The following is a 26,227-nucleotide window of genomic DNA, read 5'->3' as shown; positions in this document are numbered from 1 at the left end:
GCACCGCTTGGCTGGAATCATGCGCCCATTGTTTGCCATTGGCAACAACGGCAACTCATTGCGTGGCGGCCGGGCCAGCCGCCTGCGCTTCACGCATAAACCATGCCGCCACCACCGCCAGCGCACACAGCCCGGCGACCAGCAGGAAAGTCTCGCCGAATGCATCACGCTGGCCTGTTGCCTGCGCGCCATGCACCGAAATGCGCCATTCGAGCACGATGCCGACCAGGCTGACGCCGATCGCGCCGCCCAGTTGCCGCACGAAATTGACGGCGCTCGCCCCCTGCGCGATCAGATCGACGTCGAGACCACGCATCGCGCCCAGGCTCAGCGCCGGCAGCACGAAGCCGAGGCCGATGCGGCCCAGCGCCGCCCAGATCATCAGCAGTACGTAGCCGGATGCCGTGCCGCCCAGCGCCATCAGCGCGAACGACAATGCCAACAGGCTCAGGCCGATTGCCACCAGCACATTGGGCGGATAGCGGTCGGCAAGCCGGCCCGCCAGCGGGATGGTGACCGCCAGCACGATGCCGGCCGGCAGCAGCACCAGCCCCGCTTCCGAGGGCGAGTAATGGACCGCCATCTGCATGTAGATCGGCAACAGATAGGTCGAGCCGAACAACCCCATGCCGTAGATGAAGGCGACCAGCGCACCCATCGTGAACTGGCGGTAGCGGAACAGCCGCATGTTGAGCAGCGGCTCGGCATGCGTGCGCAACTGATAGACGACGAACGCCGCCAGGCTGGCTAGCCCGACCGTCAGCAGCACGCCGGCCTCGACCGCATCGGCGCGCAGTTCGACCAGGCCGTTGAGGATGCCCAGCACCGCCAGCGCCATCAGCCCCAGTCCTTTCCAGTCGAGCGCGCGGCGCGCCTCCGACAACTGGCTGTAGAGCGGCAGATAGCGCTGGATCAGCGCCAGCACGATCAGGCACGGCGGCACCACCACGAAGAAGATCGAGCGCCAGCCGAACAATTCCACCAGGAAGCCGCCGACGCTGGGCCCGACCGCTGGCGCCAGCACCACGCCGAAGCCGAAGATACCCATCGCCCTTCCCTGCTCGTGGGTGGCGAAGGCGCGCAGGATCACGATGGCCGGAATCGGCTGCATGATGCCGGAGGCGATGCCTTCGGCCACGCGCATCGTCAGCAGCATCGAGTAGTTGATGCTGAAGCCGCCGAGCACGCCGCCGCACAACAGCAGACAGATCGCGCCCATGTAGGTGCGCCGCAGCCCGAAGCGCATCAGCAGCCACGGCGTGGTCAGCATGGACAGCGTCATCGCCAGCATGAAGCCGGTCGAGACCCATTGCGCGCGTTCCTGGCCGAGCGCGAAGTGGCGGCTCAGGTCGGGAATCGCGACGTTGACGATGGTCGAGGACAGGATGGCGGCGACGCTACCGATCATGCAGGTCAGCAGGACCAGCCATTTGTAGCGGGCGCCGTAACGCGTCCGCAGTTCTTCGAGTGTGTGCGCCATAGGTTCGTGACGATAGCGGAAGGCCGCGCCTTGCGGGAATCGCGGGGGAATGCCTGGTTCGACTGGTCTGGCGTGCGGCAGTTCGTGCGCGCGGCTTGCCTGACTGCGGACGCCGGCGCTGTTCCGCAAAAATTCGAAAGCCCAACGTGATCGGCCGGGTAAAAAAAAGCCGGATCGGCGATCCGGCTTTCAGGGTTCAGATGTTCAGACCGTCTCGTCGGCGGCTTCCGCCTGCTCCGGCAGGCGGCTGACCAGCAGGCGGTCGATGCGGTTGCGGTCCATGTCGATGACCTCGATACGATAGCCTTCCCATTCGAAGCTGTCCGACATCTGCGGAATGTGGCCGAGGAAGGACATCACGAAGCCCGCCAGCGTATGGTAGGAACCCGATGCCTCGTCGGGGAAGCGCACTTCGGTCTCCAGCAATTCGCGAAAGCGATCGAAGGTGATGCCGGCGTCGAGCAGCCACGAGCCGTCGTCGCGCCGCACGCCGTCCACCTCGTGATGCTCGTCGATCACGGAGACGTCGCCGACCAATGCCTCGAGCACGTCGCTCAGCGTCACGATGCCTTCGATCTCGCCGTATTCGTCGATGATCAGGGCCAGTTCGGCGCGGTTCTTCTTGAGCGTTTCCAGCAGTTGCATGGCGCTGATGGTCTCCGGCACGAACAGCGGCGGACGCGTGGCGGCGGCGATATCGACGGCCGTGATCGCATTGCCGCGGATCGCCTGGTCGAACAGGCTGCCGGCGTGCACGATGCCGATCACGTTCGACAGATCGCCCTTGCAGACCGGGAAGCGCGTATAGGCGCTGTCTGCGATCTTGGTCAGATTGATCTCGAGCGAGTCGTCGATGTTGATGAAGTGCACGTCCATGCGCGGCGTCATCAGTCCCGTCACGCGCTGGTCGTCGAGGCGCAGCGCACGCGAGACGATGTCGTGCTCGGTCTTTTCGAACAGGCCGGCGTCGGCACCTTCACGGAACAGGCCGGCGATCTCTTCTTCCGTGACCGCATCATCCTTCTTGTGATGCATGCCGAGCAGGCGCAGGATGAACTCGGTCGAGACCGTCAGTACCCTGACGAACGGCCCCATCAGGCGCGACAGCCACAGCATGGGCGCCGCCACCAGCGAGGCCACCACTTCCGGATACTGCATGGCGATGCGCTTGGGCACCAGTTCGCCGAAGATCAGCGAGGCGAAGGTGATGCCGACCACCACGATGCCGAGCGCAATCTCGCGCGCGTAGTCGCCGACCAACGGCAGCATCGCCACCTCGGGCGTCAGTTGCGCGACCAGCGAGGCCTCGCCGAAGGCGCCGTTGAAAATGCCGATCAGGGTGATGCCGACCTGGATGGTCGAGAGAAAACGGCTGGGACTGTCCGACAGATCGAGCGCGGCTTTGGCGCCGCGGCTGCCGTTTTCAGCGAGTTTTTGAAGACGTATGCGTTTGGAGGTGACGACGGCGATTTCGGACATGGCAAAGATGCCATTGACCAGAATCAAACCAAGGATGATCAGTATGTCCACTGAAAAGGGAACTCGCGGTTAATACCCGCCAGCCCTGCTGTTGAAAGGAGGGGAATCATACCATCCAGCCGGCACCCTAGCCGAAATGTTGTCAATTTCATGTCAGATGACGGCATGTTCAGCGAAGTAAGCCGAGCGCCGCCGGCATCACAGCACGCGCTTGACGAGCTCCGCGATCAGGAAGGCGACCGCCGACCACAACACGGTGGAGCCGAGAGGCAGGATCAGCGTGCGGCGGTCGAGCTTGAGGCGGATATCGCCCGGGATGCGGCCGACGCCGATTTTGATGAAGATCCAGGGCAGCAATGCATTGAAGATGGTCAGAAACAAAAAGATCACCACGACCCATCGAATCATTGCCTTTCCTCCATGAAGTTGTCGCCGGAAGTGTTGCCGCGCTCAGAACAGGCGGACCAGCAGGAACACCAGCAGCGAGAGTAGCACGGTCGAAGCGAACGGCAGGAATACGGTGCGGCCGAAAATGCGGAAGCGGAAGTCGCCCGGCAGGCGGCCGATGCCGAGCTTTTCCAGCCATGGCAGCGCGGCCGAGAACACGATCACGGCGAGGAAGATGACGATGAACCAGCGCAGCATGGAAAGGGGCGCGCTCGTGAATGGACTTACAGGCGCCGGCTCTGGTCGGCACGGTCGAAGCGGTCATCCATCACCACTTCCTTGCCGACCACCAGCACCTTGAACAGCTCGCCCATCTCGGCCGGCGAAGTCAGCTTCTGCACGGCGTTGGCCTTGGGCAGGTAAAGCTGCACGTCTTCCGGCGAGGTCTGCAGCAGGCGGTCGGCGATGCCGGCCGACATCAGGAAGCCGGCCTGGCTCATGTAGCCCAGCATTTCCAGCCCGTTGCGCACGGCGGCATAGGCCATCGCCGTGAAATCGACGTGCGCCGTGATGTCCTGCAAACCCGGCAGGTAGAACGGATCGGGATGCGAATGATGGCGGTAATGGCACATCAGCGTGCCCTGGCTGCGCTGGTCGAGGTAGAACTCGCTGCCGGGGAAGCCGTAGTCGATCAGGATCGCCGCGCCGCCCTTGCCGTTCTGCTCGTGACCGGCCGTCAGCATGCCGGCCAGCGTGCGCATGAAGCCGATCGCGACCGGATGCACTTCGGTCAGGTAGCCGTCGGGCAAGGCATCGGCCTCCGGAATCTGCTCGACCAGTTCGGCCGCGCAGGGACGGTCCTCGTAATCGAAGCGCCCGTCCTGCCAGACCACGCCGCGCTCGTGCCAGCGGCCGTCGTGCTTGACGACCAGCGACACCGGCATCGCGTCGAGCACCTCGTTGCCGATCACCACGCCCGAAAAAGCCTGCGGAAAGTCGTCGAGCCAGTTGACCTGCGGGAATTCCGCCAGCGTCTGCTGCTGGCGCGCGCGCAGTTCGCCCGACAGTTCGACGATCGAATAGCGCTCGACCGTGATGCCGGCCGCCGCGCATTCGGTCAGGATGTCGGCCGCCAGCTTGCCGGTGCCGGCGCCGAACTCGAGGATGTGGGCGCTGCTCTGGCGCATCAGCTCGTCGGCCGCGTGGGCCAGGGTTTCCCCGAAAAGCGACGTCATCTCGGGAGCGGTTGTAAAATCACCGTCTTTGCCGAGTTTTGCCGCGCCGCCGCTGTAATAACCGAGATCCGGCGCATACAGCGCCAGGTCCATGTACCGCGCGAAGGGAATCCATCCGCCTTGTCGGCGAATTTCTTCAACGATCAGGTTCTGGAGCTGGGAAGATGCCTGGTAGGCGTCCGGGGAAGGTTCGGGAAGATGCGCTTGCATGGCAGGTATTGTAGAGAATTCGGCAAAACACACAACCTTAGGCCAACATAAGACCAGGCTTCGATGTCCACCGCCACTCATCCAGACGCCCGCCGCGTCGCCCTCGTCACCGGTGCCGCACGCCGCATCGGGCGCGCGATTGCGCTCGCGCTCGCGCAGCGCGGCTGGGACGTGGCCGTGCACTACGCGCGCTCGGCGGACGAGGCGCAGGCGACCGTGCGCGACATCCAGGCACTGGGCCGACGCGCCGTCGCCCTGCCCTGCGAACTGGCAAACGAGGCGGCGGTGAGGCAGCTGCTGGCACAGGCCGCGCAGGCGCTGGGGCCGGTGTCGTGCGTGGTCAACAATGCCTCGCGCTTCGATTTCGACGATGCCACCGGCTTTTCGACCGCCGCGCTCGATGCCCACATGCACGTCAACCTCGCCGCGCCCATCCTGCTCGCGCAGGCGCTGCACGCGGCCACGCCGGACGGCGCGCAGGCGGTCGTGGTCAACCTGCTCGACCAGAAGCTCTACAACCTGAACCCCGACTTCCTGTCCTATACGCTGTCGAAGGCCGCGCTGCAAAGCGCCACCACCATGCTCGCGCAGGCGCTCGCGCCCAAGGTGCGCGTGGCCGGCGTGGCGCCCGGCATCACGCTGGTGTCGGGCGACATGAGCGAGGCGCAGTTTCAGGAAGCGCACGCGCATACGCCGCTCGGCCGTTCCAGCACGCCGGACGACATCGCGGCCGCCGTCTGCTTCGTCGCCGATTCGCCCGCCATCACCGGCACCACGCTGCTCGTTGACGGCGGCCAGCACCTGATTCCCCTGCAGCGCGACGTGATGTTCGTCGCGTCCTGATCTTTTTTCCTGTTGCTCAACCGATTGCTTCCATGAATTCGTTCCTGTTCCATCCCAACCTGGCCGATTGCCGCCGCCTCTTCCTGCGCGACTACGAGGTGCAGATCAACATCGGCGTCCACGAGTTCGAGAAGAAGGGCGAGCAGCGCGTGCTGATCAACGTCGATCTCTTCATCCCGCTCGACGAATCGACGCCGTCGCACGATTCGCTCGACGAAGTGGTGGACTACGACTTCATGCGCAGCACCATCGCCAAACGCATGGCGCAGGGTCACATCCACCTGCAGGAAACCCTGTGCGACGACGTCATCAAGGCCATGCTCGCGCATCCCAAGGTGCGCGCCGCGCGCGTCTCGACCGAGAAGCCCGACGTCTATCCGGACTGCCATTCGGTCGGCGTGGAAGTGTTCCGCATCAAGGAGAGCCAGTCATGAGTTCCGTGCTGAAGAACGAGGCCGGCCTGAGCGCCAGCCCGACGGCAAAACAGATCGAGAAGATCGCCTACGAGAACAACAAGCTGCACAAGCGCCTGTGCCGCCAGGTCGGACAGGCGATCGGCGACTTCAACATGATCGAGGACGGCGACAAGGTCATGGTCTGCCTGTCCGGCGGCAAGGACAGCTATGCGCTGCTCGACATCCTGATGACGCTGCGCGAGCGCGCACCGATTCATTTCGACATCGTCGCCGTCAACCTCGACCAGAAGCAGCCGAACTTCCCGGCCGACGTGCTGCCGGCCTATCTGGACAAGCTCGGCATCCCGTACCACATCGAGAACCAGGATACCTACAGCATCGTCAAGCGCCTGATCCCGGAAGGCAAGACCACCTGTTCACTGTGCTCGCGCCTGCGGCGCGGCATCCTGTACCGCGTGGCCGACGAACTGGGCGCGACCAAGATCGCGCTCGGCCATCACCGCGACGACATCATGGAAACCTTCTTCCTCAACATGTTCTTCGGCGCCAAGATCAAGGGCATGCCGCCCAAGCTGCAGTCGGACGATGGCAAGCACATCGTGATCCGTCCGCTCGCCTACGTGAAGGAAGCCGATACCGAACGCTATGCGAAGGTGAAGAATTTCCCGATCATCCCGTGCGACCTCTGCGGCAGCCAGGAAAACCTGCAGCGCAAGCAGATCAAGAACATGCTGCGCGAATGGGAGAAGCAGTATCCGGGCCGCGTCGAGAACATCTTCGCCTCGCTCTCGACCGTGGTGCCCTCGCACCTGATGGACCGCGGCCAGTTCGGCTTCGCCGAACTGAAGGCGACCGGCGAAGCGGTGCCCGGCGGCGACATTGCCTTCGACGAGGAGCCGTGCTCGACCGGCAGCACCGTGTCCAGCGTCATTCCCTTGCGCGCGCAGGAAGACGACGACTAGGCAGCTAGCTGCAGGAGGCGAGGCATGGAAAGCCTTGCCTCATGCGAATGCCCGCTTTAGCGTCAGCGCCAGGCGTTCGGCCTCCGCCTCGTCCTGCACATTGGCAAACCCCAGCAGCAAGCCCTGCTGCGGCTTCGCATCGACATACCAGCGCGACAGCGGATATGGCGCCAATCCTGCCGCACGCGCCCGCGCTCCCAGCAGGACATCGTTCTCGCGCTCATCCAGTTTTGCCAGCATCTGCAACCCGCCAGGCCGCAAATTGATGCGTATCCGCTCGCCCAATACTTCCTGGAATACGCGCTGGGTGATGTCCCGGCGTTCTGCGTACAGTTGCCGCATTTTCTTCAGGTGACGGGAAAAATGTCCTTCGGACATGAAGTCGGCCACCGCCGCCTGCAACAGATAGGGACCGCCTGCATTCAGGTTGGAGGACACGGCCTCGAAACGCGCCACCGCGCTGGCCGGCGCCACCACGTAGGCCAGCCGCAAGCCCGGAAACATTACCTTGCTGAACGTGCCGCAATAAATGACGCGGTCATTGCGATCCAGGCTTTTCAACGCCGGCAAAGGACGGCCCTGATAGCGGAATTCGCTGTCGTAATCGTCCTCGATGATCCAGCTGTTGGCATTGGCGGCCCATTCCAGCAACGCCATCCGGCGCTCCAATGAGAGCGTCATGCCTAGCGGGCTTTGGTGAGATGGCGTGACCATTGCGAATCTTGCGTGCGGCGCGAGTCGCCGGCCCTGCTCGACCATCAGTCCATCTTCATCGACCGGCACCGGCACCAACCGGATCGCCGCGCTTTGCAGAAACGGACGCGCAAGGAGGTAGCCCGGATCCTCGTACCAGAATGCATCGCCCGGACTGGACAGACTGCTCAACGTCAGTTCCAGCGAGGTTCGCAAGCCGCTCGTGACAAACACCTGTTCCGGCAGGCAGGCCACTCCGCGCGAGACGCCCAGATAGGTGGCAATGCGTTCGCGCAACTGGTCATAGCCGGCCGGATGCGGATAGGCCAGCCGCATCGGTTCGCTGTAACGCAGCCGGTGCGCGACCAGCCTGTTCCACACCTTGCGCGGAAAGGCATCGAGTGCCGGCAGGCCCAACTGCAGGGGCCTGGGCGCTCTGCCGTCGTAGTCCGTGGCAACGGCCGAGGAATGACGAGGCACCGTGGCTTGCGGCTTGGCCAGCGCCGGCTGCGGCAGCGAGGGCGAAACGACGGTACCGGCCGCGCCGCGCACCTGGAAATATCCCTCGTCGGCCAAGACCCGATACGCCATATCGACCGTACCGCGCGCCAGATTGAGTTCGGTTGCCAGCGCGCGCACCGCGGGCACGCGATCGCCAGCACGCAGATGCCCGCGTTCGATCGCCGTCTTGAAGCGTTGGCAGATTTGCAGATACATCGGCTGCGCCAGCGCGCGGTCGATGCGCAAGTCGAGATTCGATTTGGCGGCCATCATGGACTAGTCCTTTTTGCATTTCTTGGCCCTTCTGACATGACCAAGATACTCGCATACTACGCTTCATTCACACCGAACCGTCACCCCAACCAAGGAGTTCACATGCAGCCCCGCCTCGATTTCTATGCAGCCGGCCCGGACATCGTCAAAGCCCAGATGGGCGTCGAAACCCAGATCGGCAAAAGCAGGCTCGATCATCTACTGAAGGAGCTGGTCCGCCTGCGCGTATCCCAGATCAACGGCTGTGCGTTCTGCCTCGACATGCACACGACCGATGCGCGCAAGTCGGGCGAAAGCGAACGCCGTCTCGCCACCGTCGCCGCCTGGCGCGAGGCGCCGTTCTTCAACGACCAGGAGCGCGCCGCGCTGGAATGGGCCGAATCGCTGACGCTGGTGGCGCAAACCCACGTGCCGGACGCCGTCTGGGAAGCCGTCCGGCCACACTTCACCGATGCCGAACTGGCGGAACTGACGCTACTGATCACGTCGATCAATAGCTGGAACCGCTTCTGTGTCGCCTTCCGCAAGATGCCGGCGGAATAAGCAACGCGGTGACATGGCCAGACACAGGCCGCCGTCAATCCGACCGGACACCACATCGCGCCGATCACATGGACATCAGACACATCGAAGACGACACCGGACTGGACGCCTCCTTTGCCGTCATGCAGGAATTGCGGCCGCATCTTGTCAACCGCGCAAGCTATATCGCGCAAATCGCGCGCCAGCGCACGCAGGGCTATTACCTGCTGGCGGCATGGCGCGACGGCGGCGTCGTCGGCCTGGCCGGCTACCGCGTGCTCGAGAACCTGCTGTACGGCCGCTTCGTCTATGTCGATGACCTGGTCGTCACCGCTGCGCTGCACCGTGCAGGCGTCGGAGAACGGCTGCTGCAGGCAGCACGGCAGCAGGCCATTGCCCTGCAATGCCAGCACTTCGTGCTCGACACCGGCCTGCACATGGCGCTGGCGCAGCGCTTCTATTTCCGGCAAGGCTTGCTTGCACGTGGCCTGCATTTCGTCGAAACGCTTCCACAGGAAGAATCATGAGCAGCATTCTGTTATTGAACAGCGGCCCGCACAGCGGGGCCAGCCACGGCTACCGGCTGGCGCGCGACACTCTTGCCGCGCACGGCATCACGGAACAGCAGATCACCGAACGCGATCTGATACGCACGCCGCTGCCTGTCATCGGCCGCGAATATGCGTTGGCAATTACCTCCGACACGGCGACCGACGCCCAGGCATTCGATTGGTCGGAACGGCTGATCGTGGAACTGGAACAACATGAAATGCTATTCATCGTCACACCGATGCACAACTTCACCGTGCCAGCCACGCTGAAGCTGTGGATTGATCATGTCATCCGCATCCACCGCACCTTTCATGCAACGCCGGAAGGCAAGATCGGACTGCTGAAGGACAGGCCCACTTTCGTGCTGGTCAGTTCCGGCGGATTTCATGCAGGAGAACACGCAAGGCAGGCCGACTTCCTGACCCCGTACCTGCGCTATGCATTGGCATCCATCGGCATTCGCGACGTGCATTTCTTTCCGCTGCAGGGGCTGGTATTCGGCCCCCAAGCCGTGGCGACCGCGCTCGATGACGCACGCCGCCAGTTGCATGAGAAATTGTCGCTGACGATTGCGCGCATGTCCACGCCAGCCGGCGCTGCTGTCGGATATCGGCAGCAATGACAGTCAGGACTCCGCCAGCGCCGACAGCCGGTTGAAATCGCTGATCCAGTCCTGCAGCGTCTTGACGAAGTGCGAGCGCTGCGCCGGCGTCGCCAGGTGCATCATGCCGGCCACCAGTTCGGCATTGCCACGAACGGTGGCATCGAAGAATGCCTGGTGCTGGCGGTTGCCGAAGCGGTCGGAAGCGGCCGCGATGTAGGCGCGAATCAGGCGTGCGGCCTCTTCCCTGGCCGGCCGCTGCGCCTGGATCTTGCGCAGCAGGTCGATCAGTTCCTGTTGACGGCGCAGCCTGTCCTCGAACACCAGTTCGTTGTTCAGCGGCCGCGCATCCGACAGCTGGCGCAGCTTTGCCTCCTGCTCGCGGTTGAAGTTGCCGAACCAGTATTCGGCCTGCTTCATCATCTTCTTGTAGCGGAATTCCTGCCGCTTCTCCTTGCTGCCCTGCAGGTATTCCTTGCGGAATTTCCGGTTGTTCTTCTCGAGCTTGTCCTCGATGTTGACGATCTGCTCCGGCGTCAGCGACAGCGCGAGGTCGGCCAGTTCGGGCGCAGCCTTGTCGGTGATGGCGAGGACGCGCGTCTTGCCGTCCTCGTAATCGCTCAGCAGTTGCTCGGCAGTGACAGTCGCCAGGTCGCGACGCTGGATGCGTGAAGCCAGTTCGACATAGCCGCGCAGCTGGGTGCGGCGGTGCCAGGCGAACAGCTCGTCGATATGGCGCTTGACCCACGGCTTCTGCTCGCCTTCGAAATCGACGTAGCTGTTGAGCCACCAGTAGGAAACGGTGGTGCCGTTGTTGAAGCCGATGCGCGCCGCGCTGCAGGCTGCCAGCAGGCCGGCAAACGCCACGATCAGCAGCGTGCGCCACCGGAAACGGGACTTCTGCGTGATAGTATTTTGCATTCTCTTCACTGGCCTTTTATGAACATCGTCATTCTTGCCGCCGGCATGGGCAAACGCATGCAGTCCGCCCTGCCCAAGGTCCTGCATCCGCTCGCCGGCAAACCGCTGCTGTCCCACGTCATCGATACCGCGCGCCAGCTTTCGCCGTCGCGCCTGTGCGTGATCTACGGCCACGGCGGCGAACAGGTACCGCAAACGCTGCAGGCTGCCGATCTCTGCTTCGCCAGACAGGAGCCGCAACTCGGTACCGGCCATGCCGTCATGCAGGCGGTACCGCAGCTCGACTTCAGCGTGCCGACGCTGATCCTCTACGGCGACGTGCCGCTGACCACCGCCGCCTCGCTGCGCCGCCTGCTGGCGATCGCCGACAACGACAAGCTCGGCATCCTGACTGTCGATCTGGCGGACCCGACCGGCTACGGCCGCATCGTGCGCGAGGACGGGAAGATCCGCGCCATCGTCGAGCAGAAGGATGCGAACGAAGCGCAGCGTGCAATCCACGAGGTCAACACTGGCATCATGGTGGCGCCGACCGGTCTGCTCAAGAACTGGCTGGCCAACCTGTCCAACAACAATGCGCAGGGCGAGTACTACCTGACCGACATCGTGGCCGCCACCGTGCGCGACGGCGTGGAAGTCGTCTCCGCGCAGCCAGACCACGTGTGGGAAACGCACGGCGTCAACAGCAAGGTGCAGCTGGCCGAACTTGAACGCACGCACCAGCGCAACATCGCGCATGCCCTGCTCGAACAGGGCGTGACGCTGGCCGATCCGGCGCGCATCGACGTGCGCGGCGCGCTGACCTGCGGACGCGACGTCAGCATCGACGTCGGCTGCATCTTCGAAGGCGACGTCGTGCTGGCCGACGGCGTGCGCGTCGATGCATATTGCGTGATCCGCGATACGCGCATCGGTGCGCAGACGCACATTCGTCCCTACTCGCATTTCGAGCAGGCCGTGGTCGGCCCCGAGTGCATCATCGGCCCCTATGCGCGCCTGCGCCCGGGCACCGTGCTGGCGGAGGACGTCCACATCGGCAACTTCGTGGAAGTGAAGAACAGCGAGATCGCCGCCCACAGCAAGGCCAACCACCTGACCTATGTCGGCGACTCCACGGTCGGCTCACGCGTCAACCTCGGCGCCGGCACCATCACCTGCAACTACGACGGCGTCAACAAGTCGCGCACGGTGATCGAGGACGACGTATTCGTCGGCAGCGCCACGCAACTGGTGGCGCCAATCCGCGTCGGCAAGGGCGCCACGCTCGGCGCCGGCACCACGCTGACCAAGGATGCGCCGGCGGACAAGCTGACCGTTGCGCGCGCGAAGCAGGTGACGGTCGAGAACTGGAAGCGGCCGGTCAAGAAGAAGTAGGTTGGACCATGAAAAGAAGAACGGGCCCGCGGGCCCGTTTTTTCATTGTGCCGGCGCCGCGGCTGCATAGCGTCGCCCGTAGTACAGCTGCACCGCCACCGCCAGCAGGCACAGGACCACGCCCATCGCGCATACGCCGGGCCAGCGCCAGTGGCTCCACGCGACGTTGCCGACCACCGAGCCGATACCGCCGCCGAGGAAGCGCGTGACGTTATAGACGGTGTTCACACGCCCCATCGCCTCTTTCTTCAGCGCGAAGTTGCGCGTCATGTTGGACACGTGGCCCGACTGCATGCCGAGGTCCAGCAACACCACACCGAACGCGAGCCCGACCAGGCCGTAACCGAAGGCGGCGAACGCCAGGAAGGCGAGCACGAAGACGATGCTGCTCAACATCACCGTCAGGCGTGCGCCGGTACGGTCCGACAACTTGCCCGCGTAGGGCGCCGCCATCGCGCCGAGCACGCCGATGACGCCGAACATGCCGGCCACGTCGCTGCCGTACTGCTCGGGAAAACTGTGCAGGTGAAATACCAGCGTGGTCCAGAAGGCGCTGAAGGCCGCGAACTGCAGGGCCGCCACCAGCGAGGTTTCGCGCAGCACCGGCTGGGTGCGCACCAGTTCGGCCAGCGACTTGAGCAGCGAACCATAGCTGCCCTCGAAGGTCGGCGGTCCCTGCGGCAGCGTGCGGCCGAGAACGAAGAACAGCACGACCATCAATCCGGCCGCGATCCAGTACATGGCCTGCCAGCCCAGATGCGCGCCGACGAAACCGGCGATCGTGCGCGACAACAGGATGCCGGTCAGCAGCCCGCCCATCACGATGCCGACCACGCTGCCGCGCTCCTTGGGATCGGCCAGTTGCGCTGCGAAGGGCGTGACCAGTTGCGGCACCACCGAAGTGAAGCCGACCGCGAAACCCGCCACGATCAGCCAGTGGATGGACGGCGACAGCGCGGTGGCGATCAGCGCCAGCGTCGCCGCCAGCAGCAGCAGGCGGATCATGCGGCGCCGCTCGAACATGTCGCTCAAGGGCAGGAACAGCAGCATGCCGACCGCATAGCCGAACTGCGTGAGCGCGGCCACGGGACCGGCCGCCTTTTCGGTCACGCCGAAGGTATGGGCGAACTCCACCAGCAGCGGCTGGTTGTAATAGTTGTTGGCGACCACCATGCCGCCCGTCACGGCCATGATCCAGACTGTTGTTTTACGCAGCATCGAACTTCCCGATTCTGAAAATGGAAAAGGCAGTCTAGCCGCGGCACGATCATAAGAAAAATACTATATTTGTCGCTTCATCATATGCATTTAGTATGAAAGACATGGACCTGCGCCAACTCAAATATTTCATGGCCATCGTCGAGGAAGGCCAGATCAGCCGCGCCGCGCGGCGCCTGCACATGGCACAGCCGCCGCTGAGCCTGCAACTGAAAACGCTGGAAGAGGAACTCGGCGTGCAACTCATCGAGCGCACCAACAAGCGCCTGCGCCTGACCGAAGCCGGCCACGCGCTCTACCAGCGCGCCGAGCAGATCGTCGGCCTGGTTGACAACACGACCAAGGAAATCCGCGAGTTCGACCAAGGCCTGCGCGGCACGCTCGGCATCGGCAGCCCGCCCGGCATCGGCCACCTGACCATGCCATCGCGCATTGCCGCCTTCCATGCCGCCTATCCGGAAGTAAGCTTCCAGTGGCGCGAGGGCAATACCTATCGCGTGCTCGAACTGCTGGATGCGCACGTGATCGAGATCGGCATCGTGCGGCTGCCGGTGGATGAAAACGCCTACGAGATCAAGCCGCTCGTCACCGAACCGTGGGTCGCCGTGACGCGTACCGCGCAAGGACAGGCGCGCCCGCCCAGCATTTCGCTGGCCGAGCTGGCGCGCCAGCCGCTGCTGCTCATGCACCGGCAGCAGGGCATTCAATGTCACGACATGGTGTCGGATGCGCTGCGCGCGGCCGGGGTCGAACCGACCGTGTTCTGCGAGAGCGACAACGTGACGGCGCTGCTGACACTAGTGGAACTCGGCATGGGCGCCGCCATCGTGCCGCGCTCGGCGGCGGCGCTCAAACCCAGTGAGGCATTGCACATCATGGAGATCACGGATTGCCGGCTCGAGTCATCGGTGGCGATCACCTGGCTCAAGGGCCAGCGGCTGTCGGCGGCGGCGAGGAAGTTTCTCGAAATGTTCTAACGCCGCCGATCCGCACCGCGCGCGATCAGACGTCGATGCGCGTGTCGAACTTGCTGCGATGCACGGAGAAGAAGGTCTTCACGTTGCGCACATTCGCATGCGCGGCGAACAGCCGATGCACGAGCGCGTTGTAGGCCGGCATGTCGGCCACCTGCACCAGCAGCACGAAATCCGGCCCCGGCGAGACGCGATAGCACTGCAGCACCGCGCGCTCGTCGGCCACCAACTGCTCGAACTCGGTCTGGCGCTCGGCCGCCTGGTTGTCGAGCGTGATCTCGACGATGGCGGTGAGGCCGAGTCCAACCTTGTGCGGCGCGACAATGGCGACCTGCTTTTCGATCACGCCGGCATCGGTCAGGCGCTTGACGCGGCGCAGGCAGGTCGGCGGCGATGCATGCACGGCCGCCGCCAGATCGGCGTTGGTCAGCGACGCATCGGCTTGTAGGGCGTTCAGGATGCGGCGGTCCAGTTCATCGAGTTCGATTTCAGCATCCATTCAGTCAAATATGAATATGATTTGAAATATTATTTCAATATAGCATCAACGAGAAATAATAAACCAAATTATTCATAATTTCGAAACCTTATTTCATCCGCGCTTCGCTAGGATGAGCCATCTTCCCTATTTCAGCAAGGCTCATCATGTGCGGTATCGTCGGCGCGGTTGCGCAACGCAACATCACTCCCATCCTGGTCGAAGGACTGAAACGCCTCGAATACCGCGGCTATGATTCCTGCGGCATCGCGCTGCACATCGAAGGCAAGCTCGAGCGTTCGCGCAGCACTTCGCGCGTGGCCGAGCTCGAAAAGCAGGTCGCCGAAGCGCACCTCGAAGGCTTTACCGGCATCGCCCACACGCGCTGGGCCACGCACGGCGCGCCCGCCTCGCATAATGCGCATCCGCATTTCTCACGCGGCCGCATCGCCCTCGTGCACAACGGCATCATCGAAAATCACGACGAACTGCGCGATGAACTGCGCGCCGCCGGCTATGAATTCGAAAGCCAGACCGATACCGAAGTAATCGCTCACCTTGTCGATCACCTTTATACGGGCGATCTGTTCGAAACCGTGCAGCTCGCCACGCGGCGTCTGACCGGCGCCTTCGCGATCGCGGTGTTCTGCCGCGACGAGCCACACCGCGTGGTCGGCGCACGACGCGGTTCGCCGCTGATCGTGGGCCTGGGCGATGGCGAAAATTTCCTCGCCTCCGACGCACTGGCGCTAGCCGGCACCACCGACCAGATCATCTATCTGGAAGAAGGCGATGTGGTCGATCTGCAGATGCAGCGCATCTGGATCGTTGACGCCAACGGCCGCCAGGTCGCACGCGAGGTCAAGACCGTGCACGCGCATACCGGCGCGGTCGAGCTCGGCCCGTATCGCCACTACATGCAGAAGGAAATCTTCGAGCAGCCGCGCGCCATTGCCGACACGCTCGAAGGCGTCGAGAGCATCACGCCCGACATCTTCGGCGACGACGCCTACAAGGTCTTCAAGAAGATCGACTCGGTGCTGATTCTCGCCTGCGGCACCAGCTACTACGCGGGCCTGACCGCCAAGTACTGGCTCGAAGCCGTCGCCGGCGTGCGCACCGACGTCGAGATCGCCAGCGAATACCGCTACCGCGACAGCGTGCCGAATCCGAACGCGCTGGTCGTCACCATCTCGCAAAGCGGCGAGACCGCCGACACGCTGGCCGCGCTGCGCCATGCGCAGTCACAAGACATGCAGCACACGCTGACGATCTGCAACGCCGCCACCAGTGCCATGGTGCGCGAATGCGCGCTGGCCTACATCACGCGCGCGGGCGTCGAAGTCGGCGTCGCCTCCACCAAGGCCTTCACCACCCAGCTTGCCGCGCTGTTCCTGCTGACGCTGACGCTGGCGCAGGTCAAGGGTCGCCTGCCGGAGGAAAGGGAAGTCGCCTTCCTCAAGGAAATGCGCCACCTGCCGGCCGCCATCACCGCCGTGCTGGCGTTGGAGCCGCAGATCATCGCGTGGGCCGAAGCCTTCGCACGCAAGGAAAACGCGCTCTTCCTCGGCCGCGGCATCCACTACCCGATCGCGCTCGAAGGCGCACTCAAGCTCAAGGAAATCTCGTACATCCACGCCGAAGCCTATCCGGCCGGCGAACTCAAGCACGGTCCGCTGGCACTGGTGACGGAAGAGATGCCGGTTGTCACGGTGGCGCCGGCCGATTCGATGATCGAGAAGTTGAAGTCCAACATGCAGGAAGTGCGCGCACGCGGCGGCGAGCTCTACGTGTTTGCCGATGGCGATTCGCGCATCACCAGCAGCGAAGGCGTGCACGTGATCCGCATGCCCGAGCACTACGGCCTGCTGTCGCCCATCCTGCACGTGGTACCGCTGCAACTACTCGCCTATCACACCGCGCTGGCGCGCGGCACGGACGTCGACAAGCCGCGCAATCTGGCGAAGTCGGTGACGGTGGAATAAAGCATCATTCGGCAATTGCACTGAATGTTCATTGTTATCAGAGTCATAGAATTGATTTCGAAGTCATAGAATAGATGGCCCCAAAGCCGTAGAATGAACTCGCAACAATACCAAGAGCCGCCTGAATGTACTCTTAGCAGAAGCAAACTGAGAAAGCCCAAACAACACGCGTTAGCTTTCCATCTCACAAGAAAACAGCCGGGATTTCCCGGCTGTTTTTACACTTCTCAGATTAGTTTTCGAACGTCCACCAATTCTTCAAAAGCCAGTTCCTAACGTGTTCATGGCTTCAGATATTGGGGATAAATGCCGCTGAATGATATTCGGATAAACATTGCCACCGATTCGTATTGGCTAACGTCCGCAATCGGCCAATAGCGGACCTCTTGCTTACTTCCTTTCATGACTCATGGCCTTAGCTGCCAAGGCAGCCCGTTGTTTCTCTTGTTCTGCATTACGTTCGCTGTATCGGTCGGTTAGGTATTCCGACCGGTCGCGAACAAGAAGTGTGAACTTGTACAGTTCTTCCATCACGTCGACCAAGCGGTCGTAATAGCTGGATGGCTTCATCCGCCCGGCGTCATCGAACTCTTCGAATGCCTTGGCAACCGAACTTTGATTCGGGATAGTGACCATGCGCATCCAGCGGCCGAGTACACGCAACTGATTGACAGCGTTAAATGACTGGCTGCCGCCGCTCACTTGCATCACCGCCAGCGTTCGCCCTTGCGTAGGGCGGATGCTGCCGACTTCAAGTGGCAACCAGTCAATCTGGGATTTAAATACACCCGTCATTGCGCCATGACGCTCGGGACTGCACCAGGCATGACCTTCAGACCATGCAGATAGATTGCGTAGCTCCTGCACTTTTGGATGGTCTGCTGGGCAGCTATCGACCGTTGGCAAGCCAGTCGGGTCGAAGACTCTTGTTTCGGCACCAAAGTGCTTCAGGATTCTTTCAGCTTCCAGCGTCAATAGCTTGCTGTATGAACGCTCACGAAGCGAGCCATACAGCAGAAGAATTCGAGGTGGATGCTTGGAGACGCCCGATGCGTCTAACTGCGCGTGTGTGGGTATGTCGAGTTGAGACGATAAATTTGGTAGTTCTGCATTGCTGTTTGTCATGTCATTTCCCATTGCTTCCAATGCCTGCCTCGTACCAACCCTGTGACCGATTGACGATGCCGACGACTAACAGCATGACCGGCACTTCTATCAGTACGCCGACCACGGTTGCCAAGGCCGCTCCAGACTGAAAGCCGAAGAGGCTAATGGCGGTCGCTACGGATAACTCAAAGAAATTTGAAGCACCGATGAGGCTGGATGGCCCTGCAACGCAGTGCGCCACACCGAGCTTGCGGTTTAGTACGTAAGCCAGCCCTGAGTTCAGGAAGACCTGAATCAGGATGGGGATAGCAAGGATGCCGATAACAAGCGGTTGTTCGGTTATAGCTTCACCCTGGAAAGCAAACAGCAAGACCAACGTCAACAACAGGGCCGCTATCGAGAACGGTCCCAACTGCTGGGAGACCTTTGTCAAGGCATCTGGTCCTTGCTTGAGCAGTGTCTTTCGAATCATCTGCGCCAAGACAACCGGCACGATGATGTACAAGCCGACCGACGTGATAAGCGTATCCCACGGCACCGTAATGGATGCCATGCCGAGAAGCAGTGCAACCAACGGTGCAAACGCCACAATCATGATGGCGTCGTTCAATGCTACTTGCGATAGCGTGAAGTAAGGATCGCCCTTGCATAGCTGGCTCCACACAAACACCATTGCCGTACAGGGCGCAGCCGCAAGCAGGATTAGGCCAGCGATGTAGCTGTCAATCTGGTCTGCCGGCAGCCAATCTGCGAAGACATGTCGAATGAAGAGCCAGCCCAGTAGTGCCATCGAGAATGGCTTGACTAACCAGTTGATGACTAGTGTCACACCAATGCCGCGCCAATGATTTTTCACCTGTGAGAGCGCAGAGAAGTCGATTTTGACCAGCATCGGGATAATCATTACCCAGATGAGAAGGCCGACAGGCAGATTGACCTGTGCGACTTCCATTTGGGCAAGGGATTGGAACAGAGATGGGAAGAGCTTCCCGAGGATGACACCTGCAATGATGCACAAGCCAACCCATACTGTCAGGTATCGTTCGAAGCGTCCCATCTTCTGTCCTTACTCAGCAACAGGAGTTGCGCCAATCTTTTTGATTTCCTGATGAATGGCATGCTTCTCCAGCATGTTGAGCGGCAAGCTGACGAAGGTGTTCATGCGAGCCAAGATTTGCTTGAAGACGCGTTCGAATGCTGCACGCTTGTCTTCGTCAGTACCTTCAACAGCCGCAGGGTCCTGAAATCCCCAATGTGCCGATGATGGATGACCTGGCCAGATTGGACACACTTCGCCAGCGGCGTTGTCGCAAACAGTGATGATGAAGTCCATGTGAGGCGCATCAGGTGCTGCGAACTCGTCCCAGCTTTTACTACGGAGATTGTCCGTTGGATAACCCGTCTTTTTGACCTGCTCAATCGCATATGGATTGACGACGCCGTTGGGGTTACTGCCAGCACTGTAGCCTTTGAATTGACCATGGCCCATGGTCGTCACAAGGGCTTCAGCCATGATGGAGCGTGCGGAGTTGCCAGTACAGAGAAACAAGATATTGAACTGCTTGTTAGACATGATTTTCCTTTGTAGAGTGAATTAGCGTGCACGTACACGCTGATATAGCTGGTGGAGAAACGAAGATTTCTACGTGCAGCCGCCTTCTGTAGCACAGGCAACCTTTGAATCGGGAGAGCATGGATTTCCGCCGCAACAGTTCTCGGTCAGGTACCCGAGCAGTCCATTCATCGCATCAAAATCAGCTGCGTAGATGAGTGAACGACCTTCACGCTCTTGCGTAACCAAGCCGGCATGCAAAAGCTCTTTAAGATGGAAGGAGAGCAGTGACGGCGCGATGCCAATGCCTTCCGCAATTTGAGATGCTGATAGCCCAGCACGCCCTGCTTGTACGAGAAGACGAAACACGCTCAAACGTGTTTCTTGTGCCAATGCGCCAAGCGCGGCTACGACAGCTTTAGGAGTCACTTCAATAATCCTTGAAATATTTGTTCAACAATAGTTGAAATATTGAATTAATGCAAGCGTCATGTCTGCATCGCCAACAAACTTTGGAGCAGTGAGCAGCTGTAATTAACTCAGTAACTTAGCTACCCCGCACTCGACGAACATTGTTTTCTCTCGTCATTAGTCGCCGGAACACTCTGTCGCGGTATTGGCTGCTGCCTGCGTTTCTTTGAAAGCAACGGTACGCCAACAATTATGGAAACCGCAATTACCGGAATCAGATCTCCGGCGCGTCCGTAACTCCGCCGTTCATATGGATGATGGAGCCATTGCCGGCGGTAATCCTTCGCAGGCCACCACCTTTCCATCCCGATCCACCCAGCAGTAATGCTCGGGCACGGTCTGTCCCCGGCGCAGCGGATTGCGCGTGCAGTAGCGCGCATAGGCGGGATCGACATAGCGGTAGGGAAGATGTTCGTCCCGTCCCGCCGGAATCCCCAGACGCGTCGTCTGGATCAGAAGCTCCGGAGATTCGCCTACGTCGTCGATGAAAAGTTCGGCGGGATCGAACGATCGCGCATCCCAGTCCGGCACACGCAGCGCCAGCGCGCGGCATAGCAGGGTCTGCCCTGCGCACAGCCGATGCAGGGGCCGCATCTCGCCGCCGGCGCCTGGGTTTTGTTCCTGCATGATCGCCAGCGCTTCCGGCCCTGCAATCGCATCGATCCACGGATAGGCCGATTTGATCAGGACCGCATTGCCGGCGCCTGCCGCCCCGACATTGAATGAATCACCGCCGCGCGCGTAGTACATGTAGATGGTTCCGCCGTGTTCCATGAACAAGGCGCGCCGCTTGTGGGTGTAGCCCAGCGATGCATGGCTGCCACGGTCATCCAGGCGGTAGGCTTCCGTTTCGATGATGCGCGCCGACAGCCATTGGTCTTTCCAGCGCCGGCGCAACACCTTGCCGATCAGCGCGCGTGCCAGCGCAGGGCTGTCGCGATTGAAGAAGGATGGCTCCAGCATATGAAGCCGAGTATTGCCGGGGGCTGCTGCATGCATGTCGTCTTTCATCGAAATCTTCCTGAAGTATTGCCACATTGCCACGCATCAACACAACCTGCTATCGAAGGATGGCGCATGTCCTGAAAACCATGTATCGACAAGTCCCATCTCCTTTTTGTGTTCCAAGGGCTGCCAACCGATGCGCGTCGCTCAAGGCGACAAAGGATGATACGCACCTGCAAGCCCATTCGACGACCGCATGAACATGACTGCATGGTCACCAGCCACCTGCTCAGATATGCCCCTCCACATAGCAGTTAAGGATGCCTTGCAACAGCGCGCTCACAACATTCGACAACAAATAGTGCGCCTCTGAACAAGAATCCCGATTCCTGCGCTCCTATGATCTGACACAGACCACGATCAAGTGGTGCCATCAGAAAATCAGGAGACTTATGTCAGATCATATTTGCAGCGCTGGATGCAATCACTTTTCTCACCTGAACGACCCCGACCTGCAGGCGGAGTTCGCGGAAGCGCGTCACAGCCTACGTTCCAATATCGGCGGTACCAAAGTCAGCGGCAAGGCAGGTACCGGCGGCGTCACGCAACGTCCGCTGCCTTCCAAGAAGGAAGGCGAGAACGTCAAGCACTACTACATCCCGGCCAACAAGGATACCGTCCACTGGGGCTACTTCAGCAAGTCCATGGATCCGCTGGTGAAGCTGGATTCCGGTGACTACGCCACCATCGAAGCCGTCACCCACCACTCCTTCGACGACTACGAACGGATGATCCAGGGCGACGCCGGCGTCGAAAGCATCTTCCACTGGGACAAGGACAGCAAGGCGATCGACCGTCGCGGCGCGGGTCCGATGGACCACCCGGCCGGTGCCGGCGGCGGCATGGGCGTGCACGTGTGCACCGGGCCGGTCTATGTGAATGGCGCCGAGCCGGGCGACGTGCTCGAGGTGCGCATCATCGACACCATGCAGCGTCCGTCGAGCAATCCCGATTATCGCGGCAAGTCCTTCGGCGTCAACGTGGCGGCCAACTGGGGTCTGCAGTACAACAACCTGATCACCGAACCGAAGCAGCGCGAAGTCATCACCGTCTATGAGGTTGACGCCACCAGCCAGCAGACCTTCGCCAAGGCGGTCTACAACTATCGCTGGACGCCGCAAACCGATCCTTCGGGCCGCGTGCATCCGACCATCGATTACCCGGGCATTCCCGTCAACAGAAGCCTGATCACGCCCAACTACGATGTGCTCAAGGGCTACGAGATCCCGGTGCGTCCGCACTTCGGCATGGTGACCGTAGCGCCAGCGGAAGCGGACATCGTCTCGTCCAACCCGCCCAGCTACACCGGCGGCAACTTCGACAACTGGCGTACCGGCAAGGGCGCGACCTGCTTCTTCCCGGTCTCGGTGGCCGGCGCGATGTTCTCGATCGGCGACCCGCATGCGTCGCAGGGCGATGCGGAACTGTGCGGCACCGCCATCGAGTGCTCGCTGACCGGCCTGTTCCAGTTCATCCTGCACAAGAAGGCGGACCTGCCGGGCACCAAGCTGTACGGCCTCGACTATCCGCTGCTCGAAACCGCCAGCGAACTGATCGTGCACGGCTTCAGCAGCCCGAACTATCTGCAGGAGTTCGCCGGCGCCGAAGACCCGACCGCGCTGATCAAGGGTTCGCTCGATACCGCCATGACCGACGCCTTCAACAAGACGCGCCGCTTCTTCATGGACACGCGCAACCTGTCGGAAGACGAGGCGATCTCGCTGATCTCCATCTCGGTGGACTTCGGCGTGACTCAGGTCGTCGACGGCAACTGGGGCGTGCACGCCATCATCCGGAAGGACATCTTTCCCAAGTGAGGATGTCGCCTTGTGCCGGCGGTGAACGCCGCCGGCACTTTTTTACATGCCGCTGCCGCTCCGCCACAACCACAACAAGGAGCAGCCGGCCACCCGAGTCTTAGCGGCAGAAATATGCCAACCACCCTGGAGGAGAACTGGAATGAAACCCGAACACGTCTATATCGGCAGGAACGAAATCGTGGCGCTGGTCGTCGGCCTGATCACGGGCACGCTGTACTCATGGCTGAACCTGCCGATCCCGGCGCCCAACGTCCTCGGCGGCATCTTCGCCATCATCTTCACCTACATCGGCTATCTGATCGTGCAGGTCTTCCGCAAGGCGGTGGTATTCGGCCACCCCAAGGAATAAGCGCGCACCGCACCGCCATTCATCAATAAAAACTGGAGACATACATGATCGAGATTGGATTTGGCACCACCGAACTGCTGGCGTCCTGCGTCGGCCTGGTTACCGGATTGATTTATACCTCGGTGCGCGCACCGATTCCGGCCCCCAACGTGCTTGGCGGCATCTTCGCCATCCTGGGCACCTTCATCGGCTTCCTGTTCGTTGCCGCCCTGCGCGGACAACTGGTCTTTGTAAGCTAGGCATCATCCAGGGGGCGCATTCTCGCCCCCCCTTTTTTCATCCAGCCAGCGCGCAAGGAATATGTCCGTCCGACATGACGCCCGATGCTCTCGTTTCAGTTACCCTACCGGGAACGAAAGGGCCAGGCATGCATGACGATCCGCAACCATTCTCTACAGACGCATTTCCGGTGGAACTGCGTGAAGAGGCGTGGCAGAACGCGCTTGCCAGCCTGGCGCTGCGCTCCGAGATATCGAGCCGCAACAAGGCCGCCCTGGTCGGCTACATCACGTTCGGCGTTTCGCAGACAGGTTCCGTATTCGGCACGCTGAATGCCTCGCCGCAGGCATTCACGGCGCGCGACCCCGCCATGCTCGTGCGCACGGATTGCGTCACCGCATTCGTGCTGTTCGATGGCGTCGGTCAGATCGACGTCGGCGCCGAATCGGCGGTCGTCTCGTCCGGCGACATTTACCTGCTGGACTCTTCCCGCGAATGGAAGCTGGAACTCGCCTCCGCGTTTCGCGCCTGCGTCATCCGGCTGGAAAAAAGCAACTTCATATCGCGGCTGATGCACACCGGGAAGTCCGACATCTGCAAGATCTCGTCGGTCTCGGGCATCGGCAACATCGCGTTCGAATTCGTCAAGACCATCACCTTCCAGTTGCCCTCGCTCGGTCCCGAGGACCTCGAGCAGATGGAGGGTGCGCTCGGCGCGATGTTCGTCGCCGGCCTCGCGCACAAGGACGAGGACGACGGCGAACAGTCAACCTCGATGCAGCTCAGCCACCTGCGCCGCATCTGCCGCACCATCGAGGCTCGGCTGACCGATCCCGACCTGTCGGCAGTCGATATCGCCCGCTCCGAGCAATTGTCGGCGCGCTATCTGCAGAAACTGTTCGCCTCGGCCGGCACCACCTTCGGCGAGTACGTGAAGAAGCGCCGCCTCGACCGCTGCCGCATCGACCTCGCCAGCAAGAGCCTCAGGCATCTGACGATCTCCGAACTGTGTTTCCGCTGGGGCTTCAACGACGCCGCCAACTTCAGCCGCGCCTTTCATCTCGAATACGGCGTCTCGCCCAAGGCCTACCGCTCGCAACCGCGCGCCGCCGAAAAGCGCTACGAATTGCGCGGCCGGCCCACGCCGTCGTCAACCGAGCATGCCAAGAATGCGCTGGCGCAGAACGAGGAACTGCCGCGCAGCGCGCGCTTCGCCGAAGTGCTGGTGGAAGCGGCGCTGCTGGAAACCTCGCTGGCGCTGACGCCCAAGCGCTCCGCTGCGCACAAGACCGATGACGCGGACGAGGAAGAACAGACCGGTACGCACTATTACATCCCGGCTTCCGCCAACACCGTGCACTGGGGCTACTTCAGCAGTCTCATCAAACCCATCCTGACCATCGATTCCGGCGACTGCCTGACCATCGAAACCGTCACCCAGCACGCCTACGACGATTACGAACGCATGATCCAGGGCGACGCCGGCATCGAAAGCATCTTCTACTGGGACAAGGACAGGAAGGCCATCGACCGCCGCGGCGCGGGGCCGATCGATGCCTCGATCTTCGGCCGCGGCGCGGGCGAAGGTTTCGGCGTGCATATCTGCACCGGACCGGTCTATGTACGCGATGCCGAACCCGGCGACGTGCTCGAAATACGTATCCTCGACGTCATGCCCAGGCCGGCCGCCAACCCAAAGTACGCCGGCCAGTCGTTCGGCAGCAACGCGGCGCTGTGGTGGGGCTTTCACTATCACGACCTGCTGACCGAGCCCAAGCCGCGCGAGGTCGTGACCGTCTATGAAATCCTCGATGCCGACCACGGCAGTTGCGCCAAGGCGGTCTATAACTTCCGCTGGACACCGCAGACCGATCCGTTCGGCGTGGTACACGAAACGATGGATTATCCGGGCGTACCGGTTGATCACGACACCATCGAGAAGAATTTCGACGTGCTCAAGAGCGTGCGCATTCCGGTGCGACCGCACTTCGGCGTGCTGGCGGTGGCGCCGGCGCACGAGGAGCCGATCGATTCGGTGCCGCCGAGCTACTTCGGCGGCAATCTCGACAACTGGCGCGCCACCAAGGGTGCCAGACTCTATCTGCCGGTGGCGGTCGAGGGCGCATTGTTCTCGGTCGGCGACCCGCATGCCTCGCAAGGCGATTCCGAACTGTGCGGCACGGCGATCGAATGCTCACTGAGCGGAAAATTCCAGCTCTTGCTGCACAAGAAGAAGAACCTGGAGGGCGGCTTCTTCGCCGATCTCGATTATCCGTTCCTGGAGACCGAGACCGAATGGGTGATCCAGGGCTTCAGCTATGCCAATCACCTGGCGCAACTGGGACCGCTGGCGGAAACGGATGTCTATAAGAACGCCTCGCTGGACCTGGCGATGCGCGACGCTTTCCGCAAGGTACGGCGCTACCTGATGACCGCGCACAAACTCACCGAGGACGAGGCCATCTCGCTGATCTCGGTCGGCGTGGATTTCGGCGTGACGCAGGTGGTGAACGGCAACTGGGGCGTGCATGCCATCGTCCGCAAATCGCTGTTTCCGGATATTTCATGAAGCACGCTTTCCTCATCGTCCGGTTGCAGCG

General features: G+C 61.7%; 27 protein-coding genes. 13 read left to right on the top strand and 14 right to left on the bottom strand.

Going from position 1 to position 26,227, the window contains the following annotated elements; genetic code table 11:
* Positions 1-55: 55 nt before the first annotated feature.
* The 5 genes from IEV38_RS11710 to IEV38_RS11690 all read right to left on the bottom strand — a co-directional run bounded on the left by IEV38_RS11710 (position 56) and on the right by IEV38_RS11690 (position 4,791).
* Entirely contained in the window at positions 56-1,480 is a 1,425-nt protein-coding gene (locus IEV38_RS11710; protein ID WP_188396387.1) for a DHA2 family efflux MFS transporter permease subunit, read from the bottom strand.
* A gap of 204 nt (positions 1,481-1,684) precedes the next feature.
* Complete coding sequence (locus IEV38_RS11705; protein ID WP_188396386.1) at positions 1,685-3,010, bottom strand: hemolysin family protein; 1,326 nt, start codon at positions 3,008-3,010, stop codon at positions 1,685-1,687.
* A gap of 147 nt (positions 3,011-3,157) precedes the next feature.
* The gene (locus IEV38_RS11700; protein WP_188396385.1) at positions 3,158-3,367 is read right to left on the bottom strand and encodes a DUF2905 domain-containing protein; all 210 of its coding nucleotides are present in this window, start codon (positions 3,365-3,367) and stop codon (positions 3,158-3,160) included.
* Between the two features lie 42 nt (positions 3,368-3,409).
* Complete coding sequence (locus IEV38_RS11695; RefSeq protein ID WP_188396384.1) at positions 3,410-3,604, bottom strand: DUF2905 domain-containing protein; 195 nt, start codon at positions 3,602-3,604, stop codon at positions 3,410-3,412.
* Positions 3,605-3,630: 26 nt separating this feature from the next.
* Positions 3,631-4,791 carry a class I SAM-dependent methyltransferase gene (locus IEV38_RS11690; RefSeq protein WP_188396383.1) on the bottom strand — a complete coding sequence of 387 codons (1,161 nt, stop codon included), beginning with the start codon at positions 4,789-4,791 and terminating at the stop codon, positions 3,631-3,633.
* Positions 4,792-4,854: 63 nt separating this feature from the next.
* Between IEV38_RS11690 and IEV38_RS11685 the strand changes: the two genes are divergently transcribed.
* Genes IEV38_RS11685 through ttcA form a run of 3 tightly spaced genes read left to right on the top strand, consistent with a single transcriptional unit; the run spans position 4,855 to position 7,012 of the window.
* Complete coding sequence (locus tag IEV38_RS11685) at positions 4,855-5,634, top strand: SDR family oxidoreductase (RefSeq protein ID WP_188396382.1); 780 nt, start codon at positions 4,855-4,857, stop codon at positions 5,632-5,634.
* A gap of 32 nt (positions 5,635-5,666) precedes the next feature.
* The gene (locus IEV38_RS11680) at positions 5,667-6,068 is read left to right on the top strand and encodes a dihydroneopterin aldolase (RefSeq protein WP_188396381.1); all 402 of its coding nucleotides are present in this window, start codon (positions 5,667-5,669) and stop codon (positions 6,066-6,068) included.
* Positions 6,065-7,012 carry a tRNA 2-thiocytidine(32) synthetase TtcA gene (gene ttcA, locus IEV38_RS11675; protein ID WP_188396380.1) on the top strand — a complete coding sequence of 316 codons (948 nt, stop codon included), beginning with the start codon at positions 6,065-6,067 and terminating at the stop codon, positions 7,010-7,012. The genes IEV38_RS11680 and ttcA overlap by 4 nt, the downstream gene beginning before the upstream one ends.
* Positions 7,013-7,051: 39 nt before the next feature.
* Here the strand turns inward: ttcA and pdxR are convergent, their stop codons facing one another.
* Entirely contained in the window at positions 7,052-8,479 is a 1,428-nt protein-coding gene (pdxR, locus tag IEV38_RS11670) for a MocR-like pyridoxine biosynthesis transcription factor PdxR (RefSeq protein WP_188396379.1), read from the bottom strand.
* A gap of 102 nt (positions 8,480-8,581) precedes the next feature.
* On the opposite strand from pdxR, the gene IEV38_RS11665 reads away from it, so the two are divergent.
* The 3 genes from IEV38_RS11665 to IEV38_RS11655 all read left to right on the top strand — a co-directional run bounded on the left by IEV38_RS11665 (position 8,582) and on the right by IEV38_RS11655 (position 10,175).
* Entirely contained in the window at positions 8,582-9,022 is a 441-nt protein-coding gene (locus IEV38_RS11665; RefSeq protein ID WP_188396378.1) for a carboxymuconolactone decarboxylase family protein, read from the top strand.
* 68 nt (positions 9,023-9,090) lie between these two features.
* Entirely contained in the window at positions 9,091-9,528 is a 438-nt protein-coding gene (locus IEV38_RS11660) for a GNAT family N-acetyltransferase (protein WP_188396377.1), read from the top strand.
* Positions 9,525-10,175 carry an FMN-dependent NADH-azoreductase gene (locus tag IEV38_RS11655; RefSeq protein ID WP_188396376.1) on the top strand — a complete coding sequence of 217 codons (651 nt, stop codon included), beginning with the start codon at positions 9,525-9,527 and terminating at the stop codon, positions 10,173-10,175. The genes IEV38_RS11660 and IEV38_RS11655 overlap by 4 nt, the downstream gene beginning before the upstream one ends.
* Positions 10,176-10,178: 3 nt before the next feature.
* Here the strand turns inward: IEV38_RS11655 and IEV38_RS11650 are convergent, their stop codons facing one another.
* Positions 10,179-11,075, bottom strand: coding sequence for a DUF6279 family lipoprotein (locus IEV38_RS11650; protein WP_188396375.1), 897 nt, complete (start codon positions 11,073-11,075; stop codon positions 10,179-10,181).
* A gap of 18 nt (positions 11,076-11,093) precedes the next feature.
* On the opposite strand from IEV38_RS11650, the gene glmU reads away from it, so the two are divergent.
* On the top strand, positions 11,094-12,449 hold the full coding sequence (gene glmU, locus IEV38_RS11645; RefSeq protein WP_188396374.1) for a bifunctional UDP-N-acetylglucosamine diphosphorylase/glucosamine-1-phosphate N-acetyltransferase GlmU: 1,356 nt from the start codon (positions 11,094-11,096) through the stop codon (positions 12,447-12,449).
* Positions 12,450-12,491: 42 nt separating this feature from the next.
* Here glmU and IEV38_RS11640 read toward each other — a convergent pair whose 3' ends face one another.
* Positions 12,492-13,667: an MFS transporter gene (locus IEV38_RS11640; RefSeq protein ID WP_188396373.1), complete on the bottom strand. Its 1,176-nt coding sequence runs from the start codon at positions 13,665-13,667 to the stop codon at positions 12,492-12,494.
* Positions 13,668-13,762: 95 nt separating this feature from the next.
* On the opposite strand from IEV38_RS11640, the gene IEV38_RS11635 reads away from it, so the two are divergent.
* Positions 13,763-14,644, top strand: a complete 882-nt coding sequence (locus IEV38_RS11635; protein ID WP_229729011.1) for a LysR family transcriptional regulator — start codon at positions 13,763-13,765, stop codon at positions 14,642-14,644.
* Between the two features lie 25 nt (positions 14,645-14,669).
* Here IEV38_RS11635 and IEV38_RS11630 read toward each other — a convergent pair whose 3' ends face one another.
* On the bottom strand, positions 14,670-15,140 hold the full coding sequence (locus tag IEV38_RS11630; protein WP_188396372.1) for an Lrp/AsnC family transcriptional regulator: 471 nt from the start codon (positions 15,138-15,140) through the stop codon (positions 14,670-14,672).
* A gap of 146 nt (positions 15,141-15,286) precedes the next feature.
* On the opposite strand from IEV38_RS11630, the gene glmS reads away from it, so the two are divergent.
* Positions 15,287-17,104, top strand: coding sequence for a glutamine--fructose-6-phosphate transaminase (isomerizing) (glmS, locus tag IEV38_RS11625; RefSeq protein WP_188396371.1), 1,818 nt, complete (start codon positions 15,287-15,289; stop codon positions 17,102-17,104).
* A gap of 390 nt (positions 17,105-17,494) precedes the next feature.
* Here the strand turns inward: glmS and arsH are convergent, their stop codons facing one another.
* From arsH to IEV38_RS11600, 5 genes are all read right to left on the bottom strand, one after another.
* Entirely contained in the window at positions 17,495-18,229 is a 735-nt protein-coding gene (gene arsH, locus IEV38_RS11620; protein ID WP_188396370.1) for an arsenical resistance protein ArsH, read from the bottom strand.
* A gap of 1 nt (position 18,230) precedes the next feature.
* On the bottom strand, positions 18,231-19,268 hold the full coding sequence (gene arsB, locus IEV38_RS11615; RefSeq protein WP_188396369.1) for an ACR3 family arsenite efflux transporter: 1,038 nt from the start codon (positions 19,266-19,268) through the stop codon (positions 18,231-18,233).
* 9 nt (positions 19,269-19,277) lie between these two features.
* Entirely contained in the window at positions 19,278-19,784 is a 507-nt protein-coding gene (locus tag IEV38_RS11610; RefSeq protein ID WP_188396368.1) for an arsenate reductase ArsC, read from the bottom strand.
* A gap of 69 nt (positions 19,785-19,853) precedes the next feature.
* Entirely contained in the window at positions 19,854-20,192 is a 339-nt protein-coding gene (locus tag IEV38_RS11605; protein WP_188396367.1) for an ArsR/SmtB family transcription factor, read from the bottom strand.
* 288 nt (positions 20,193-20,480) lie between these two features.
* Positions 20,481-21,245, bottom strand: a complete 765-nt coding sequence (locus IEV38_RS11600; RefSeq protein WP_229729010.1) for a DNA-3-methyladenine glycosylase — start codon at positions 21,243-21,245, stop codon at positions 20,481-20,483.
* Positions 21,246-21,631: 386 nt separating this feature from the next.
* On the opposite strand from IEV38_RS11600, the gene IEV38_RS11595 reads away from it, so the two are divergent.
* From IEV38_RS11595 to IEV38_RS11580, 4 genes are all read left to right on the top strand, one after another.
* Positions 21,632-23,056 (top strand): acetamidase/formamidase family protein, encoded by a 1,425-nt coding sequence (locus IEV38_RS11595; RefSeq protein WP_188396366.1) that lies wholly within the window; start codon positions 21,632-21,634, stop codon positions 23,054-23,056.
* Between the two features lie 142 nt (positions 23,057-23,198).
* Complete coding sequence (locus IEV38_RS11590; RefSeq protein WP_188396365.1) at positions 23,199-23,408, top strand: XapX domain-containing protein; 210 nt, start codon at positions 23,199-23,201, stop codon at positions 23,406-23,408.
* Positions 23,409-23,452: 44 nt separating this feature from the next.
* Entirely contained in the window at positions 23,453-23,647 is a 195-nt protein-coding gene (locus tag IEV38_RS11585) for a DUF1427 family protein (protein WP_188396364.1), read from the top strand.
* Between the two features lie 128 nt (positions 23,648-23,775).
* Complete coding sequence (locus tag IEV38_RS11580; protein WP_188396363.1) at positions 23,776-26,196, top strand: acetamidase/formamidase family protein; 2,421 nt, start codon at positions 23,776-23,778, stop codon at positions 26,194-26,196.
* Positions 26,197-26,227: the final 31 nt, after the last annotated feature.

The organism is Oxalicibacterium flavum (assembly GCF_014635065.1).
GTDB classification, from domain to species: domain Bacteria; phylum Pseudomonadota; class Gammaproteobacteria; order Burkholderiales; family Burkholderiaceae_D; genus Oxalicibacterium; species Oxalicibacterium flavum.
The sequence above is the reverse complement of the archived record's forward strand: the minus strand, read 5'-3'. Positions and strand labels throughout refer to the sequence as shown.

Excerpts from the sequence above, each read along its gene's own strand:
- IEV38_RS11710 (WP_188396387.1), bottom strand. The coding sequence starts at position 1,480 with ATGGCGCACACACTCGAAGAACTGCGGACGCGTTACGGCGCCCGCTAC.
- IEV38_RS11700 (WP_188396385.1), bottom strand. The coding sequence starts at position 3,367 with ATGATTCGATGGGTCGTGGTGATCTTTTTGTTTCTGACCATCTTCAAT.
- IEV38_RS11695 (WP_188396384.1), bottom strand. The coding sequence starts at position 3,604 with ATGCTGCGCTGGTTCATCGTCATCTTCCTCGCCGTGATCGTGTTCTCG.
- IEV38_RS11690 (WP_188396383.1), bottom strand. The coding sequence starts at position 4,791 with ATGCAAGCGCATCTTCCCGAACCTTCCCCGGACGCCTACCAGGCATCT.
- IEV38_RS11685 (WP_188396382.1), top strand. The coding sequence starts at position 4,855 with ATGTCCACCGCCACTCATCCAGACGCCCGCCGCGTCGCCCTCGTCACC.
- IEV38_RS11680 (WP_188396381.1), top strand. The coding sequence starts at position 5,667 with ATGAATTCGTTCCTGTTCCATCCCAACCTGGCCGATTGCCGCCGCCTC.
- ttcA (WP_188396380.1), top strand. The coding sequence starts at position 6,065 with ATGAGTTCCGTGCTGAAGAACGAGGCCGGCCTGAGCGCCAGCCCGACG.
- pdxR (WP_188396379.1), bottom strand. The coding sequence starts at position 8,479 with ATGATGGCCGCCAAATCGAATCTCGACTTGCGCATCGACCGCGCGCTG.
- IEV38_RS11665 (WP_188396378.1), top strand. The coding sequence starts at position 8,582 with ATGCAGCCCCGCCTCGATTTCTATGCAGCCGGCCCGGACATCGTCAAA.
- IEV38_RS11660 (WP_188396377.1), top strand. The coding sequence starts at position 9,091 with ATGGACATCAGACACATCGAAGACGACACCGGACTGGACGCCTCCTTT.
- IEV38_RS11655 (WP_188396376.1), top strand. The coding sequence starts at position 9,525 with ATGAGCAGCATTCTGTTATTGAACAGCGGCCCGCACAGCGGGGCCAGC.
- IEV38_RS11650 (WP_188396375.1), bottom strand. The coding sequence starts at position 11,075 with ATGCAAAATACTATCACGCAGAAGTCCCGTTTCCGGTGGCGCACGCTG.
- glmU (WP_188396374.1), top strand. The coding sequence starts at position 11,094 with ATGAACATCGTCATTCTTGCCGCCGGCATGGGCAAACGCATGCAGTCC.
- IEV38_RS11640 (WP_188396373.1), bottom strand. The coding sequence starts at position 13,667 with ATGCTGCGTAAAACAACAGTCTGGATCATGGCCGTGACGGGCGGCATG.
- IEV38_RS11635 (WP_229729011.1), top strand. The coding sequence starts at position 13,763 with ATGAAAGACATGGACCTGCGCCAACTCAAATATTTCATGGCCATCGTC.
- IEV38_RS11630 (WP_188396372.1), bottom strand. The coding sequence starts at position 15,140 with ATGGATGCTGAAATCGAACTCGATGAACTGGACCGCCGCATCCTGAAC.
- glmS (WP_188396371.1), top strand. The coding sequence starts at position 15,287 with ATGTGCGGTATCGTCGGCGCGGTTGCGCAACGCAACATCACTCCCATC.
- arsH (WP_188396370.1), bottom strand. The coding sequence starts at position 18,229 with ATGACAAACAGCAATGCAGAACTACCAAATTTATCGTCTCAACTCGAC.
- arsB (WP_188396369.1), bottom strand. The coding sequence starts at position 19,268 with ATGGGACGCTTCGAACGATACCTGACAGTATGGGTTGGCTTGTGCATC.
- IEV38_RS11610 (WP_188396368.1), bottom strand. The coding sequence starts at position 19,784 with ATGTCTAACAAGCAGTTCAATATCTTGTTTCTCTGTACTGGCAACTCC.
- IEV38_RS11600 (WP_229729010.1), bottom strand. The coding sequence starts at position 21,245 with ATGAAAGACGACATGCATGCAGCAGCCCCCGGCAATACTCGGCTTCAT.
- IEV38_RS11595 (WP_188396366.1), top strand. The coding sequence starts at position 21,632 with ATGTCAGATCATATTTGCAGCGCTGGATGCAATCACTTTTCTCACCTG.
- IEV38_RS11590 (WP_188396365.1), top strand. The coding sequence starts at position 23,199 with ATGAAACCCGAACACGTCTATATCGGCAGGAACGAAATCGTGGCGCTG.
- IEV38_RS11585 (WP_188396364.1), top strand. The coding sequence starts at position 23,453 with ATGATCGAGATTGGATTTGGCACCACCGAACTGCTGGCGTCCTGCGTC.
- IEV38_RS11580 (WP_188396363.1), top strand. The coding sequence starts at position 23,776 with ATGCATGACGATCCGCAACCATTCTCTACAGACGCATTTCCGGTGGAA.